Annotated in this window: 15 protein-coding genes and 1 rRNA gene; 4 read left to right on the forward strand and 12 right to left on the reverse strand. The window is 60.9% G+C overall.

Annotated features, from left to right (window positions below; all coding sequences use genetic code 11):
- The 4 genes from ACIQ36_RS11950 to ACIQ36_RS11965 form a co-directional block, all read right to left on the reverse strand.
- Positions 1–188, reverse strand: a 16S ribosomal RNA gene (locus tag ACIQ36_RS11950); the annotation flags it as partial.
- A 288-nt stretch (positions 189–476) separates the two neighbouring features.
- Complete coding sequence (locus tag ACIQ36_RS11955; RefSeq protein ID WP_395829494.1) at positions 477–818, reverse strand: tRNA-binding protein; 342 nt, start codon at positions 816–818, stop codon at positions 477–479.
- Positions 819–1,781 carry a Gfo/Idh/MocA family protein gene (locus tag ACIQ36_RS11960; protein ID WP_395829496.1) on the reverse strand — a complete coding sequence of 321 codons (963 nt, stop codon included), beginning with the start codon at positions 1,779–1,781 and terminating at the stop codon, positions 819–821.
- On the reverse strand, positions 1,778–2,911 hold the full coding sequence (locus ACIQ36_RS11965) for a DegT/DnrJ/EryC1/StrS family aminotransferase (RefSeq protein ID WP_395829498.1): 1,134 nt from the start codon (positions 2,909–2,911) through the stop codon (positions 1,778–1,780). The genes ACIQ36_RS11960 and ACIQ36_RS11965 overlap by 4 nt, the downstream gene beginning before the upstream one ends.
- Positions 2,912–3,080: 169 nt before the next feature.
- Here ACIQ36_RS11965 and ACIQ36_RS11970 point away from each other — a divergent pair, with 169 nt between their 5' ends.
- The 3 genes from ACIQ36_RS11970 (at position 3,081) to ACIQ36_RS11980 (ending at position 6,134) form a co-directional block, all read left to right on the forward strand.
- Positions 3,081–4,415: a hypothetical protein gene (locus ACIQ36_RS11970; protein ID WP_395829500.1), complete on the forward strand. Its 1,335-nt coding sequence runs from the start codon at positions 3,081–3,083 to the stop codon at positions 4,413–4,415.
- Between the two features lie 85 nt (positions 4,416–4,500).
- Positions 4,501–4,722, forward strand: coding sequence for a hypothetical protein (locus ACIQ36_RS11975; RefSeq protein ID WP_395829502.1), 222 nt, complete (start codon positions 4,501–4,503; stop codon positions 4,720–4,722).
- Positions 4,723–5,231: 509 nt separating this feature from the next.
- A complete protein-coding gene (locus ACIQ36_RS11980; protein WP_395829504.1) occupies positions 5,232–6,134 on the forward strand; it encodes a hypothetical protein in 903 nt (300 codons plus the stop codon).
- 6 nt (positions 6,135–6,140) lie between these two features.
- Here the strand turns inward: ACIQ36_RS11980 and ACIQ36_RS11985 are convergent, their stop codons facing one another.
- The 7 genes from ACIQ36_RS11985 to ACIQ36_RS12015 all read right to left on the reverse strand — a co-directional run bounded on the left by ACIQ36_RS11985 (position 6,141) and on the right by ACIQ36_RS12015 (position 12,234).
- Positions 6,141–6,506 carry an SUF system Fe-S cluster assembly protein gene (locus ACIQ36_RS11985; protein ID WP_395829506.1) on the reverse strand — a complete coding sequence of 122 codons (366 nt, stop codon included), beginning with the start codon at positions 6,504–6,506 and terminating at the stop codon, positions 6,141–6,143.
- Positions 6,507–6,511: 5 nt separating this feature from the next.
- Positions 6,512–6,934 carry an iron-sulfur cluster assembly scaffold protein gene (locus ACIQ36_RS11990; RefSeq protein WP_395829508.1) on the reverse strand — a complete coding sequence of 141 codons (423 nt, stop codon included), beginning with the start codon at positions 6,932–6,934 and terminating at the stop codon, positions 6,512–6,514.
- Positions 6,935–6,941: 7 nt separating this feature from the next.
- The gene (locus tag ACIQ36_RS11995) at positions 6,942–8,186 is read right to left on the reverse strand and encodes an aminotransferase class V-fold PLP-dependent enzyme (RefSeq protein WP_395829510.1); all 1,245 of its coding nucleotides are present in this window, start codon (positions 8,184–8,186) and stop codon (positions 6,942–6,944) included.
- Positions 8,183–9,460, reverse strand: coding sequence for a Fe-S cluster assembly protein SufD (sufD, locus tag ACIQ36_RS12000; protein ID WP_395829512.1), 1,278 nt, complete (start codon positions 9,458–9,460; stop codon positions 8,183–8,185). Before sufD ends, ACIQ36_RS11995 begins: the two co-directional genes overlap by 4 nt.
- On the reverse strand, positions 9,461–10,222 hold the full coding sequence (sufC, locus tag ACIQ36_RS12005; RefSeq protein WP_395829514.1) for a Fe-S cluster assembly ATPase SufC: 762 nt from the start codon (positions 10,220–10,222) through the stop codon (positions 9,461–9,463).
- Between the two features lie 69 nt (positions 10,223–10,291).
- Complete coding sequence (gene sufB / locus ACIQ36_RS12010) at positions 10,292–11,755, reverse strand: Fe-S cluster assembly protein SufB (protein ID WP_395829516.1); 1,464 nt, start codon at positions 11,753–11,755, stop codon at positions 10,292–10,294.
- Positions 11,752–12,234: an SUF system Fe-S cluster assembly regulator gene (locus ACIQ36_RS12015; RefSeq protein WP_395829518.1), complete on the reverse strand. Its 483-nt coding sequence runs from the start codon at positions 12,232–12,234 to the stop codon at positions 11,752–11,754. The genes sufB and ACIQ36_RS12015 overlap by 4 nt, the downstream gene beginning before the upstream one ends.
- 178 nt (positions 12,235–12,412) lie before the next feature.
- On the opposite strand from ACIQ36_RS12015, the gene ACIQ36_RS12020 reads away from it, so the two are divergent.
- Positions 12,413–12,880 (forward strand): hypothetical protein, encoded by a 468-nt coding sequence (locus tag ACIQ36_RS12020; protein WP_395829520.1) that lies wholly within the window; start codon positions 12,413–12,415, stop codon positions 12,878–12,880.
- A gap of 45 nt (positions 12,881–12,925) precedes the next feature.
- On the opposite strand, the gene ACIQ36_RS12025 is transcribed toward ACIQ36_RS12020, so the two are convergent.
- Entirely contained in the window at positions 12,926–14,128 is a 1,203-nt protein-coding gene (locus ACIQ36_RS12025) for an aspartate transaminase (protein WP_395829522.1), read from the reverse strand.
- Between the last annotated feature and the right edge of the window lie 159 nt (positions 14,129–14,287).

The following is a 14,287-nucleotide window of genomic DNA, read 5'->3' on the forward strand; positions in this document are numbered from 1 at the left end:
GATAAATCTTTCATCCAAAGACATATACGGTATTAGCGTCAGTTTCCCGACGTTATCCCGTACCATAAGGCAGGTTCCCACGCGTTACTCACCCGTGCGCCACTAACACCCGAAGATGTTCGTTCGACTTGCATGTGTTAGGCATGCCGCCAGCGTTCGTTCTGAGCCAGGATCAAACTCTCAGGTTGATGCTATCGGTGTCCCCACCAACAGCAACCTTACTAATCCTAAACTCTCTATTCTCAAGAGACCTAGAACCAGCAGCCAAACAGGCCGCCGACTCCAAACCCCTTCCCATAAACCTACAATGTCAAAGAACCCTTCAGCTTTCGCTGAACCCCAGTTTCGTCAGCGTTTTCAGTGACTTAGTCACCGGCACCGCGTCGCTGGGAAGCGCTTTATAGGCCTAACTCCTAAACCCCGCAAGAACATTTTTCAAAAAAACCGTAAGGATTCCGCAGAGCCGTTATGCGCCTTTAGAACAGCTTGCCGCCATTGGGCACGGGCACCGTGGGGCTGACCAGAACCACGGCCTCGTCGGCATCGGGGAAGCCCAGCACCAGCACTTCCGATAGCCATTTGCCGATTTGGCGTGGCGGGAAGTTGACCACCGCCGCCACCTGCCGCCCAACCAGACTTTCCGGCTGGTAATGCACCGTGATCTGCGCGCTGGACTTCTTCACGCCGATCTCCGGGCCGAAATCCACCCGCAGCTTGATCGCGGGTTTTCGCGCCTCCGGGAAAGGTAGCGCTTCGATGATGGTGCCAACGCGGATATCGACGCGCTCGAAATCGGCATAGGTAATGGTTTCGGACATTTAGGCCCCGTAAAGCTGATTTTGAATGGCCCAGACGAGGCTGAGCACGGGCAACGCCGCTTGCACGGTCACGCCCACTTCCTCCGCCCGCCCCAGCCGGAGCCCATGGAGGAACTGGGTGAGTTCGGCCGCGAGCGATTCTTGCGGCCGCACCGCGACGGGCACGAGGCTGCGGCCTTCGCTCTGACCATCCGGGAGCAGGCACTCGCTGGCCTGCACACTGCGGCTCAGGAAATCGATGACGACCATCCCGTCGTCGGTCAGCACCCGCGTTTCGCGCACCCGGTCGGGGACGATACGGCTGCCCTGCATCGAAACGCGAACGGGCGTGGGCGTGCGTTGGGTCCAGGCTGCAAGAACATGATCGCGCTTGGCCGCTCCCTCCGTGAGTGCGAAGCCTTGCGCTATCAAGCCTTCCGGCACGCCGCCCATTAGGGCCACCGCCGCGTCGATATCGTGGATCATCAGATCGATGACCACATCGGTATCAAGAATCCGATTAGAGCCAACATTCAGCCGCCGCCCGTCAATTGCGACAATCCGGCGGCCCTGAAGCAGCTTTTGCGCGGCAACGAAGGCCGGGTTGAAGCGCTCCACATGCCCGGTTGCCACCGGCACGCCCGCCCGTTCGGCAGCGCTAATAACGGCTTCGGCTTCCAGCAGCGTCACCGCAAAGGGTTTCTCGATCAGAACCGGCTTGCCCGCCGCAATCACCGTTTGGGCAAGGGATGCGTGAGCGGCAGAACTGGCGGCAATCACCACCGCATCCGCCCCGTCCAGCGCCGCCGCGAGATCGGCCGTCGCGTCACCCCCGGTCTGCGCGGCCAGGGCGGTCGCGCGTTCGGCGTGCGGATCGAAAATCCGATGGAGCTTGGCCCCCGGCAGGGTTGCGAGCGTGCGGGCGTGGTTGCCACCCATCACGCCCGCGCCGAGGATCGAGACCGCGAGCGGGGCGAGGCTCATGCCGCCACCGCGCGGTTCACGGCCGCGAGAATCCTCTCCTGCGTCGGTGCGTCCAAATAGGGATGCATTGGCAGGCTGAGCACTTTTTGCGACAGGCGATCGGTGAGCGGCAGGCCGCACGGCACCTGCGGGTAGGATTGATAGGGCGGCTGGGTGTGCAGCGGGCGCATATAATAGACCATCGTCGGGATGCCCTCGGCTTGCAGCGCCTGCTGCACCGCCTCGCGATTTTCGACGAGAACCGTATATTGCGCCCACACCGAGGTGCGCCCCGGCAGCAACGCGGGGACGGTCCAAGTCTTCGGCAATCCCGCCGCGTAGCGTTCGGCCACCGCGTTACGCGCGGCGATTTCATCGTCGAAAATCGTCATTTTTTGCAGCAGAACCGCCGCCTGCATAGTATCGAGCCGCCCGGTGATGCCGAGGCGAACGTTCTCATACTTATCGCGCCCCTGGCCGTGAACGCGGATCGAGTGCAGCACGTCGCGGAATTCGTCATCATTGGTGAAAATCGCGCCGCCATCGCCGTAGCAGCCCAAGGGCTTCGCCGGGAAAAAGGAGGTGGTGGCGAAATCGCCCAAGGCACCGACGCGGCGATTATCGAAACTCGCGCCGAAGCTTTGGGCAGCGTCGGCCAAAATCCACAGGCCGTTTGCATCGGCAATCGGTTGCAGGGCGCGGTAATCGGCAGGTTGGCCGAACAGATCGACGGCGATAATGCCGCGCGGCGTAAGCCCCGCCGCCTCGGCTGCCGGAATCGCGGCCTTCAGGCTGGCGGGATCGATATTGAAATCTTCTTCCCGCACATCGACGAAAATCGGCGATGCTCCCAGCAGCGCCACCACTTCGGCGGTAGCGGCGAAGGTAAAGGATGGGCAGAACACCGCATCACCCGGCCCGATACCCTTGGCCATCAGCACCATCATCAGCGCATCCGTGCCCGAAGCGCAGGAGATGCAATGCTTCACCCCGGCATAGGCCGCCAATTGCGCTTCAAGCTCGCGCACTTCGGGGCCCATGATAAAGGCCCCATGCTCCAAAACCCGCGCTAAGGCTTGCTCAATTTGCGGACCAAGACGGCGGCGCTGTGCTTTAAGGTCGATGAAGGGAAGCGGAGCAGCAAGGGACATTCGTATTTCCAAACCTTGTCGAAACCATAGGCAGAGCCCGACCGGCTCTGTAAGACAGGGCGGATCATACTGGGTTGATTTGGGCTCGCACTTAAAATTTCGTTACGAGAAGTTTCGGTCTGGGACCTTTCGGTCGCGCTCGAAGCACTAACGCAGAAGGATGGACCGCGTGACGGATCAGGGCTCCGGAGGCTGGCGCAGCCTCTGTATTCAGGCGCATCGCGGCCTACTCGCCTGCTTTATTATCATTACCCTGGCCCGTTCGGTTGGCTTGGTTCTGCCCCAATTGGTGGCCGCGAGCGCCGCCCTTCTGCTACTGGCGACCGCGCTGCCCCTGGTGAAAGGCCGGACCTTCGCCATCGCCGGAATGCTAACGCTGGCCTGCGCCGCTTTGCTGGCGACGGGCGCGCCGCTGAGCGGCATCACGGCGGGCTTGGTCGATGCCTTAACCTTCGCCGCCTATCTGCCCGTCCTACAAATTCTGCGCGTGATTATCGGCGAACTCCCTGCGATGGCGCGGGCGCGCGAAGCCTTTACCCGTCTGCCGCCCCAGGGCCGCGATACCGGAACCTTGGTGCTCGCAACGGGACTCGGCGGGATTCTGACGACGGGAGCCCACGCCCTGCTTGCGCCGTTGCTGCCGAAAGACGCACCCGAGGAGGTACGCCGGCAAATGGCGCTGATTTCCTTACGCGGAATTTGCTTTTCGGCCTTTTGGTCGCCATTTGCCGTGTCGGTGGCGTTCGGCACCCAGTATCTACCGGGCAGTACGAGCGTGAGCCATACGTTCGTCGGCTTGGGCTTTGCCGCTCTGATCTTCCTCCTGGCTTGGCGGATGGAACGGGGCGGCTCGCTGCGGCCGGGCGTGCGCGCGGTGCTACCAATCCTTCCCCACTGCCTGATTGCCGCCGGGGCAACCGTGTTGCTGGTGGCGACGACAAAGATCGGCAATCTTGATGCGGTCGTCGTCGCAACGCTGCCGCTTGCGCTGATCGCGCTGCTCTGGCAGGCCCCGAGCGCGACGACGGGCGTCGCCCGCACCGTTTGGCAGGGGCTCGCGCGCGGGGCCGACGAGGTGCTGCTGATTACCCTCGCCCTGAGCCTGGGGCGTTTGATCGAAGGCTCGCCCTGGCTGATCGGCCTGCTCGCCCCGCTGATCGGGGGGTTGCCCGTTCCGCTGGTGCTAACGGCGATTTTCGTTGCGATGATCGGCGGCGGTATTATCGGCCTGCACCCGATGATTACGGCGGCGGTCTTGATCGGCGTGCTCGGCCAAGCCGCCGGTGCCCTGGAGCCGCTGGTGATGATGCAGGCGATTCAATCGGCCTGGGGCTTTGCCGTCTTGGTCTCCCCCTCCGGCATTACCTTGATCGTTGCGACGATGATGTTCGCCGTCCCGCAGCCGCGCTTGCTGTACAGCCGGAATATTCTGTTCGTCGGCCTCAGCAGTCTTGCGCTGATTATCGGGCTCAGTCTGATGAACGCGGCGCTGCGCTTGTCTTAACGAACGCCACACCGCATACTGCGCCGCAAAGGTGCCCCTCGGCACCCAAAAGCCCCGAGCGGCCCGCCACAGAAAGTAGCTGACCATGACCGAAGCGGTGAACGACGTTATCCTGTCTGAAATCCGAAATCTGACGCAGGCTATTCGCGACCTTCAAAGCGAAGTGCGCCGCTCGGCCTGTATGGTTGCTTCGGCGCAGTTAATCGCGGTCGATGCCAGCCGGTCAGAGGTTTACGCAACCTTGATGGACGATAGCCTGCTGGAGACGACCGAACGGCTCTCCAAGCTGCTGTCGCAAACCCCTTAACAGTTATATTTCTATATTATTGTTAAAATGCCCTCGCACTCGGGGGCATTTTGTTTTTACGGGCTCAGATTTTCAATTTCCTGCCATGCGTCAGACGCAAGGCCGTAAACAATAAATCACACGGCCTTCCCTCTTGAAAATTTAGAGTTTCCGGGGCGGAAGACACGGTTTCACTTTCATTCAATCTCCGTGAGAATTTTCGCATTCCGTCGCATTTTTAAAACCCATTATTGCCGATCCTGCAGTTGATTTAAAGTCTAAGTCGATATTTGCAATTTAGAAGGGTTATTCATTTCTTTTAAAATATCGGGATATGATTTTGCTGACCGCAGTATAATCATTACTTAATTATTCATTATTCTAGAATCACTCCCATACGATAAAATAAAATAATCTTTATACATAATTTTATGAATAATTATTCGTTAAGTCGAAATTAAGACTCTTCCCAAATCCAAGTTTAAGCCCATACTCGGTAAACAGAATACTAATGCAGAGGATGGATACCGATGAAACCCTTCGATCTTTCCACCGCGCCAGTCCAAGTCTTCGATACCGAGACGCTTCGTAATCGCCTGCACATTGCACGGCCCAAGCGTACGAATATGCAGGAAACGGCGCATCATTTCAGTGAAATGATTGATCATCTTCTGTATGACGTCGGCACAATCATGCCCGAAGAAGCAATTCGTCTTGCACCCCGCTGGGCGGTAGAAGGAATTATCCTGATCGTCCCGCCAACGGGCAAAGGGCTTCTGCATCTTCATGATACGATCGACGAATTCTTTGAATATCGGGGGGAGAGGGCGACCTCTTTAGTTGTCGCAAGCCCAGGATGTTCGGCGCTGGGGGCCGCCGCCTTCGCGCGTAATATTGCCAATGCGACAGGCGAGCCCGTGGCTGCGGTCCTACCGCGCTATGCCATCGGGGATGTCGCGACCGAAGCGCTCGGCGGGTTGATGCAGATCGCCGCGAAAACCCCCTTGGGTGGTCTCCTACGCGCGGCGTTCACCGGGCGGCGGCGGGCTCCCAAGCCAGAAAATCTTGAGAGCAGCCATGATACGGCGATGATCCAAGCGCTGCTAACGGACTATCGCATGTCGTTCGATTTGATCGTTGGCCACCACAAGGGCAATGCCGTTCTGGCGCACGCGCTGACGGCGATGAACGCCCGCGCACCGCGCCAAACCGAACGGGTTGGCATGACCACAAGCGTCGTGACCTTCGGCACCCCGGCGGCCCTGCCCCTCCCCTTCGATCATGTCGTGCGGGTCATTGGCGAGCATGATCGGCATGCGGGCCACGGGCTTGCCGATCACATTGTTTCAGGGGCCGGTCATCACACGAACAGCGCCTTGCGCGGGCATCTGCCGGTCACGCAAACGCTCAAAACGGTTTTGGGAATTGCCTAGAAAGGCCTAGAAAAGATTGAGTTGAAGCCGGGCTTCTTCGCTCATCCGGTCTTGCGTCCACGGCGGCATCCACACGAGGCTGACCGTCGCATCAACAACACCTGGCACCGATTTGACCTTATCGGCCACCTGAATCGGGATTTCCTCGGCCACCGGGCAGTTCGGGGCTGTCAGCGTCATATCGATGAAAACGCGGCGATCTTCCAGCACGCGCAAATCGTAAATGAGCCCCAGATCGACAATATTCACCGGAATTTCCGGATCGAACACAGTGCGCAGCGCGTCTAAAACCTGATCTTCTAGATCGCCCGCTGGGGCATCCGGCAGCGGTTCTTGCGCGTGAAGATCGAAATCGGTCGGCGGGTTCGTCATGCCGGTTACTCTTGAGTATTGATCGAAAGGGAAGAAAGCGCCTGTTGCAGCGCGTCCACGGGAAGCAAGATGCATTTTTGCCGAGGGCGCGGAAGCGGGCCATCGAGCAGCGCAGACAACGCACTCCCCGCCTCCGAAACTCCGGTTGCGACGAGGCGGCGCGACGCCTCGATTCGCCCCGGAAGCTCGGTGAGTTTCCGGCCCGGCAGATCGTCGATCAGCGCCGCAAGCCCAGCGCAGCATAGGGCACAGCCGCGCGCGTCGCCGCCAGCGCTGGTTACAACGCCGTCGGCAACCGTCAGATCGAGCGTTACCCTATCCCCGCACAGCGGATTATTGCGCACCGCCGATACATCCGGCAGCGGCAGGCGCGCAAACTCCCGCGCGGCCAGCGCAACGACGCTTTCGGAATAGAGCGCTTCGCTCATCATCCCCTCAGGCGCGCTTCGGCGCGAACATGCGCTGCGCCGCGCGAACGGCCTCGACCAGCCGGTCGAGATCTTCGGGTTCATTATAGAGACCCAAAGACGCCCGTGCCGTCGCGGTCAGCCCAAACTCGTTCAGCAACGGTTGCGCGCAATGGCTCCCGGCGCGAATGGCGACATTGTGATGGTCGAGAATCGTCCCCAGATCGTGCGGATGCACCCCATCGACGGTGAAGGAGAAAATCCCCGCGCGCTCTGGCCCAGCGGGCAGCAGCGTGAGCCCCGGCACCTTCGCTAAAACGGCCTCGCCATAGGTAAGAAGCGTTTTTTCATGTGCCTCGATCCAGGCCCAGCCGAGCGACTGGACGTAATCGATCGCCGCGCCCAGGCCGATCACCCCGGCGATGTCGGGCGTGCCGGCCTCGAAGCGCTGCGGCGGCTCCAGAAACTCGGTTTTGTCGAAGCGGACGGTGGCAACCATATCCCCGCCGGTCTGGTAGGGGGGCATCCCCTCCAGTACCGACAAGCGGCCGTACAGAATGCCGATCCCGGTTGGCCCATAGAGCTTATGGCCGGAAAACACATAGAAATCGCAGTCCAGCGCCTGCACATCAACCGGACGATGGGGAATGGCTTGGCATCCATCGATCGCCACCAACGCCCCCGCCGCTTTCGCTTCAGCGGTCAGTTCCGCCACGGGTAGCACGGCCCCGGTGGCATTGGCGATATGGGTGAAGGACGCGAGTTTTACCTTGCCATCGGCCAGCTTCGCGGTGAAATCGGCCCGGTCGATCCCGCCATCCGCCGCCAGCGCGGCTACGCGCAACTCAATGCCGATCTGATCGCGCAGAATCTGCCACGGGATGATATTGGCGTGATGCTCCAGCGCCGAAATCAGCACCGCGTCGCCCGCCTTCAGGTGCGTCCGTCCCCAGGAATGTGCGATGAGGTTCAGCCCCTCGGTCGCACCGCGCACGAAAATAATCTCCTGCTCGGAAGGTGCTTTGAGGAATTTCGCCACCTGCGCCCGCACGCCTTCATAAGCGTCGGTCGCCGTGGCCGACAGCTTATAGACGCCGCGATGGATATTGGCGTAGCCGGTGGCGTAGAATTGGCTCACCGCCTCAATCACCGAAGCAGGTTTTTGCGCCGACGCGCCGCTATCGAGATAGGCGAGCCCGGCGTTCGGCCCCTGCGGATCGAAAATCGGGAAATCCGCTTTCGGGTGCGGGCGATTGTGCAAAATCAGGCTCATGCGGCCACCTCGTCTACCGACGCCCCCAGAACCTCTGCCAAAAGACGGCGGACGGCCTGTTGCACGCTCGGCGCTTCAATTTGATCGGCGACCTCTTCCAAAAAAGCGCGCAGCAGCAAGCGGCGGGCTTCGTCGCGCGTCAAGCCGCGCGCCATGAGGTAGAAGAGCGCCGCATCGTCAATATCGCCCACGGTCGCGCCGTGGCTGCATTTCACATCGTCGGCGTAGATTTCGAGCTCGGGCTTTGTATCGGCCCGTGCGGTCTCCGACAGCAGCAGCACGCGGCTTTGCATCTGCGCATCGGTCTTCTGGCCGCGCTCGGTAACGGCGATCTTGCCCTGGAAAATCCCGTGAGCGTGATCGTCCGCCACGCCCTTCACCACTTCATTGGTGCGGGTGGCATAGCCATCGTGGGTGATTTCGGTGAGCAACTGGCTGCGCTGGGTGCCGCTGGCCAAATAGAGCCCCTGCACGTCGGTTTGCGCATGATCTTCGGCGAGATCGATGGCGAGATCGACGCGGCTTTGCTGCGCGCCCAGCAACACCGGCACCGCCGAATAGCGCGCGGCTTTTTCCACATGGGCCGAAACCCGCAAGAAAATCTGTGCAGTTTCATGCGAGCGGACGAATAGCCCGTGGGTGAGGTGCGATCCCATCCCAAGGCTGATATGGGCCGCGCCGTTCAACAACGCCCCCTCCCCGCCCACATAGGTTTCGATCACCTCGGCCTGCGCGCCACCTTCAAGATCGATGCGCGACAAAAGATGCGTGCCGCGCCCGGCTTCGGTCTGTACCGAAATCAGATGGATCGGCTTATCGAGCACCAGCCCGGCGGGAACGCGCAGCACCAAACCATCGCGCGCGAAAGCCACGCCCAGCGCGGCGATGCCATCGGGGAGTAGTGCCGTCAGCGGTTCCACCGCGCGCGGGCGGGCGTGGGTTGCAACGAGGGTCACGCCTTCCGGCAGCCCGTCAAGATCGGACAGGGCCGGGGCGAAACCGCCATCGACCAGCACGAAGCGCCACGCCTCCGGCACCAGGCTTGCCGCCTCGCCGACCAGCTTGGCCGCTTTCGCGCCATCCACCGTTTGCGGCGCAAGGAAGCTTTGGGTGGAGATCACTTTGAGGTCGGTCAAGCGCCAAAACTCTTCCCGCGCGCTGGGAAAACCCGCGCGCTCGAAAGCGGTAAGGGCGGCCCGCCGTTGCGCGAGCCACCAATCGGGCTCGCCTGCAACCGGCGCGAAGGCCGCGACATAGGCGGCAACGGCATTCATTTACGCGGCGTCCTTCTCAAGAAACGCATAACCGTCGCGCTCCAATTCCGCCGCAAGGCTTGCGTCGCCGGTCCGAACGATCTTCCCGCCGGAGAGCACATGCACCACGTCCGGCTTAATATGGCTCAGCAGGCGCTGGTAATGGGTGATGAGCACGAAGGCGCGGTCGGGCGCGCGGAGCGCATTCACCCCGTCCGAAACCGCCTTGAGCGCGTCGATATCCAGGCCCGAATCGGTTTCATCCAGAACGCAAAGATCCGGCTCCAGAATCGACATGTGGAAAATCTCGTTGCGCTTCTTCTCGCCGCCGGAAAAGCCGACATTGACCGGGCGTTGCAGCAGATCATCCTTCAGGTCGAGCTTTTTCAACTGGGCGCGGACGAGCTTCAGGAACGCGCCCGCGTCCAAATCCGGCAAACCATTGTGGCGGCGCTTGGCGTTGAGCGCCGTGCGCAGGAAATACATATTATTCACGCCAGGAATTTCGACCGGATACTGGAAGGCCAGAAAAATGCCGTTCCGCGCCCGCTCGTCCGCCGCTTGGGCCAGCAGATCCTGCCCCTTATAGCGCACGCTGCCCTTTGTGACGGTATAGCCGTCGCGGCCCGCAATCACATTGGCGAGCGTGCTTTTCCCCGAGCCATTCGGCCCCATGATGGCGTGGACTTCGCCCGCGTTGATGGTCAGCGACAGGCCGCGCAAGATTTGGCGCGGGCCTTCATCGCCCTCAACTTCAGCCCAAAGATCATCGATCTGCAACATGGTTAGAACCCTTCTGGAAATCCCCGGCGCTGCGTTGATCGCCGCTGCCGCTTACGTCTTTATTCTGTGTTAGCCAACCGAGCCTTCGAGGCTGATGGCGAGGAGTTTTTGCGCTTCGACGGCGAACTCCATCGGCAGTTCCTTCAGCACTTCCTTGGCGAAGCCGTTGACGATCAAGGACAGGGCGTCCTCCGCCGACAGGCCGCGCTGCTGGCAGTAGAAGAGTTGATCGTCGCTGATTTTGGAGGTGGTCGCCTCATGCTCCAGCGTCGCCGTGGGCGTGCGCACGTCGATATAGGGCACCGTATGCGCGCCGCATTTGTCGCCGATCAGCAGCGAGTCGCACTGAGTAAAATTGCGCGCGTTCTTGGCTTTGGGAAGAATCTTCACCGCGCCGCGATAGGTATTCTGGCCGTGGCCCGCCGAAATACCTTTCGAGATGATCGTCGAGCGCGTGTTCTTGCCAATATGGATCATCTTGGTGCCGGTATCGGCCTGCTGGCGGTTGTTGGCAATCGCCACCGAATAGAATTCACCGACCGACTCGTCGCCTTGCAACAAGCACGAGGGATATTTCCAGGTAATCGCCGAGCCGGTTTCGACCTGCGTCCAGGAAATCTTCGACTTCACCCCGCGACACGCGCCGCGCTTCGTGACGAAATTGTAAATCCCGCCCTTGCCCTCGGCATCGCCCGGATACCAATTCTGCACGGTCGAATATTTGATCTGCGCCCGATCCATCGCCACCAGTTCGACCACCGCCGCATGAAGCTGGTTTTCGTCGCGCTGCGGGGCCGTGCAGCCTTCGAGGTAGGACACATAGCTATCGTCTTCGGCGATAATCAGCGTCCTCTCAAACTGGCCGGTTCCCTTGGCGTTGATGCGGAAGTAGGTCGAAAGCTCCATTGGGCAACGCACGCCCTTCGGGATGAACACGAAGGAGCCGTCCGAAAACACTGCCGAATTGAGCGCCGAATAATAATTATCCGCCACCGGCACGACCGACCCCAAATACTGCCGCACCAGTTCGGGATGCTCCTGCACCGCCTCGCCGAACGAGCAGAAGATCACGCCGTCTTCCTTCAGCTTATCCTTAAAGGTGGTCGCCACCGAAACACTATCAAAGACGGCATCGACCGCGACGCCGGGAACCCCGGCAAGCCACGCCTGCTCCTTCAGCGGAATGCCAAGTTTTTCGTAAGTCTTCAGGAGTTCGGGATCGACCTCGTCCAAGGACTTCGGACCCGAAGCCGCCTTGGGCGCGGAATAATAGCGCAGCGCCTGGAAATCGATGTCCGGCACGTCGAGCTTCGCCCAGGTCGGCGGGGTCATTTCCAGCCAAACGCGAAAAGCCTTCAGCCGCCACTCCAGCAACCACGCCGGTTCGTTCTTCTTCGCCGAAATGAAGCGAACGATATCCTCGTTGAGCCCAAACGGTGCCTCGTCGGCCTCAATATCGGTGACGAACCCATATTTATAGGGCTGGTCGGCTACGGCCGCATCGACGGCAGAAGGCATATCGAGCGCAGTCATGAGGCGTCGGCTCCAAGTGAGAGGGGGGCAGCCACCGAGGGGCGCGGCGCGGGGGCCATGAAGGGCGGGGCCATCATGTCATCGAGCGTCACCGCGCCAAGCGCCGCCTGAACGGCCAGGGTCACGCGTGCCCAATGGGGTTTCGTTGCGCAATAGGAGGTATGGGTGCAGGCTTCATGATCGGTATCGCCCGCGCACTCGGTCATCCCGAGCGGGCCGTCGATCGCGGCGATGATCTCGGCAACGGTGATCTCGCGGGGCGCGCGAGCAAGCCGATAACCGCCACCAGAGCCGCGCGCCGCCGTGACCAATCCCGCACGGTTGAGCGCCTTAAGCACCTTGGCGACCGTGGCACTGGGCAGCCGCGTCGCCTCCGACAGGTCGGCGGTACTCGCCTGCCCGCCGCCGCTTTGCCTCATCTGGCCGAGATGAACCGCCAGAACGACGGCATAATCGGCCAATTTGCTGACGATAATCATGGCCCCGGTTCCATCCTTAGGAGCGAAAGGCTCCCACCACTTCCTATATAGGACTAATTCAGTCCCTTATTAAGGACCGTTCGGGTCAATCGTCAAGCGCTTGTAACGCATCGGGCTTTGCAGCCGCCGCCGCAGCGCGTATAGGTGAGGCGCACATGTGCTGAAACAGGAGTGAATTTTGACTTACCCCCGCGCACTTTCCCTGGTTCTGCCGATGGTTGGTGCCCTTGCGCTGGCCGCCTGCCAACAGGCTGGCTCCGACACCGCCAAGACATCTACGGTCGCCGCGCCGTCCATCGTTCAGGTGAATGGTTTGGCGATGGGTGGGGTGGACGATCTGCGCGCCCTGGCCCTCGTCGCTGCGCGTATCGCCGAAGCCTCGGAAACCTGCTCACTCCCCACCAAAGACCTGGATAAGCGCGTCAGCGATATCGATGGCTTATTGCCTGCCCTGCCTAACCTCGCCCAAGGCTGGTTCGAGGGGGCCTATAAGGCCGAACGCCAGTCGCAAGCCGCGCAGCGTAGCGCCAATTGTTCCGAAACCAGCGACCGCGTGCCCATCGCGCAAATGCTGACGCGCCTGCAGAACGATATGAATGCGCCCGCGTTTACAGCGTGGCTGACGACGCAGTTGGGGAAGAAGTAGCACGAGATTGGGGGCAGCCTCAGCTTTCCGAGGCTGCCCGTTGTCCTAACTCAACGACTGGCAGAACCGCTGAATCCGGCGGCAAGCGTCGATCACCAACTCGGTCGAGGTGGCGTAAGAAAGCCGGAAATAAGGCTCCAACCCAAAGGCCGCGCCTTGCACCGCCGCAACGCCTTCGGCTTCCAGCAGGGCGGTGACGAAATCGCTGTCGTTCTTAATCACCTTCCCGCTCGGCGTGGTTTTGCCGATAGTTCCGGCGCAGGAGGGGTAAACGTAGAAGGCCCCGTCCGGCTTGATGCAGGAGAGGCCGGGCGCGTCGTTGAGCAGATCAACGCACAGATCGCGGCGTTCGCGGAAAATTTCGTTCCGTTCGGCCAAAAAGCTGAGATCGCCCGTCAGTGCCGCTACGGCAGCCGCTTGGCTGATTGAAGAGGGGTTGGAGGTTGATTGCGACTGGATCGTCGCCATCGCCTTAATCAGCGCCTTCGGCCCGCCCGCATAGCCGATCCGCCAGCCGGTCATCGCATAGGCTTTCGAGACGCCGTTGACGGTCAGCGTCCGGTCGATGAGGGCGGGCTCCACCTCGGCCATTGTGCAGAACTGCCAATCGTCATAGGCGAGGTGCTCGTACATATCGTCGGTCATCACCCAGACGTGCGAATGCTTCAGCAGCACATCGGCGAGCGCGCGGATTTCGGCGCGGGTATAGCCCATACCGGTCGGGTTCGACGGGCTATTGAGAATGACCCATTTCGTGCGCGGGGTAATCGCCGCTTCCAGCGCTTCCGCCGTTAGTTTGAAATGGGCATTCTCACCGCACGGCACGATTACGGGCTCGCCGGCCGCCAGCAGCACCATGTCCGGGTAGGAGACCCAATAGGGCGACGGAATGATGACCTCATCGCCCGCATCCAGGCTTGCCATCAGCGCATTATAGAGAATCTGCTTACCGCCGGTGCCGACCGTGATGTTCTCGGGTTTATAGGAAAGATTATTCTCGCGTTGAAACTTGGCGCAGATCGCGGCCTTCAGCGCCGCCGTGCCGTCAACCGCCGTATATTTCGTGTCGCCGTTCTGGATCGCCTCAATCGCCGCCGCCTTCACATGGTCGGGCGTATCGAAATCGGGCTCGCCCACACTCATCGAGATAATATCCCGCCCTGCCGCCTTGAGCGCGCGGGCAGTATCGGTAACGCCAATCGTGGGTGAGGGTTTAATGCGCGACAGGCGGGTAGCGAGAAACGGCATGATCTTTCCTATTCGGTCAAGGGTCGCCAACAGCCGCCCGCGCCCCCTCCCCCCGTGTGAAAGCGCGACGGTGTATCGCCGCGACTGTGCGACGGGATTTTCGCGGACGCAATCCAGGAAATTGCCGTCAGGACAATGTCTCGCCAAACGGGCATAGTG

It is taken from the genome of Elstera sp., from assembly GCF_044372965.1.
Classification (GTDB): Bacteria; Pseudomonadota; Alphaproteobacteria; order Elsterales; family Elsteraceae; genus Elstera.

Coding starts and splice junctions, on each gene's coding strand:
- sufD (WP_395829512.1), bottom strand. CDS start 9,460: ATGAATGCCGTTGCCGCCTATGTCGCGGCCTTCGCGCCGGTTGCAGGC.
- ACIQ36_RS11995 (WP_395829510.1), bottom strand. CDS start 8,186: ATGAGCCTGATTTTGCACAATCGCCCGCACCCGAAAGCGGATTTCCCG.
- ACIQ36_RS11985 (WP_395829506.1), bottom strand. CDS start 6,506: ATGACGAACCCGCCGACCGATTTCGATCTTCACGCGCAAGAACCGCTG.
- ACIQ36_RS12015 (WP_395829518.1), bottom strand. CDS start 12,234: ATGATTATCGTCAGCAAATTGGCCGATTATGCCGTCGTTCTGGCGGTT.
- ACIQ36_RS11965 (WP_395829498.1), bottom strand. CDS start 2,911: ATGTCCCTTGCTGCTCCGCTTCCCTTCATCGACCTTAAAGCACAGCGC.
- ACIQ36_RS11990 (WP_395829508.1), bottom strand. CDS start 6,934: ATGAGCGAAGCGCTCTATTCCGAAAGCGTCGTTGCGCTGGCCGCGCGG.
- ACIQ36_RS11980 (WP_395829504.1), top strand. CDS start 5,232: ATGAAACCCTTCGATCTTTCCACCGCGCCAGTCCAAGTCTTCGATACC.
- sufB (WP_395829516.1), bottom strand. CDS start 11,755: ATGACTGCGCTCGATATGCCTTCTGCCGTCGATGCGGCCGTAGCCGAC.
- ACIQ36_RS12025 (WP_395829522.1), bottom strand. CDS start 14,128: ATGCCGTTTCTCGCTACCCGCCTGTCGCGCATTAAACCCTCACCCACG.
- ACIQ36_RS11955 (WP_395829494.1), bottom strand. CDS start 818: ATGTCCGAAACCATTACCTATGCCGATTTCGAGCGCGTCGATATCCGC.
- ACIQ36_RS11975 (WP_395829502.1), top strand. CDS start 4,501: ATGACCGAAGCGGTGAACGACGTTATCCTGTCTGAAATCCGAAATCTG.
- ACIQ36_RS11960 (WP_395829496.1), bottom strand. CDS start 1,781: ATGAGCCTCGCCCCGCTCGCGGTCTCGATCCTCGGCGCGGGCGTGATG.
- sufC (WP_395829514.1), bottom strand. CDS start 10,222: ATGTTGCAGATCGATGATCTTTGGGCTGAAGTTGAGGGCGATGAAGGC.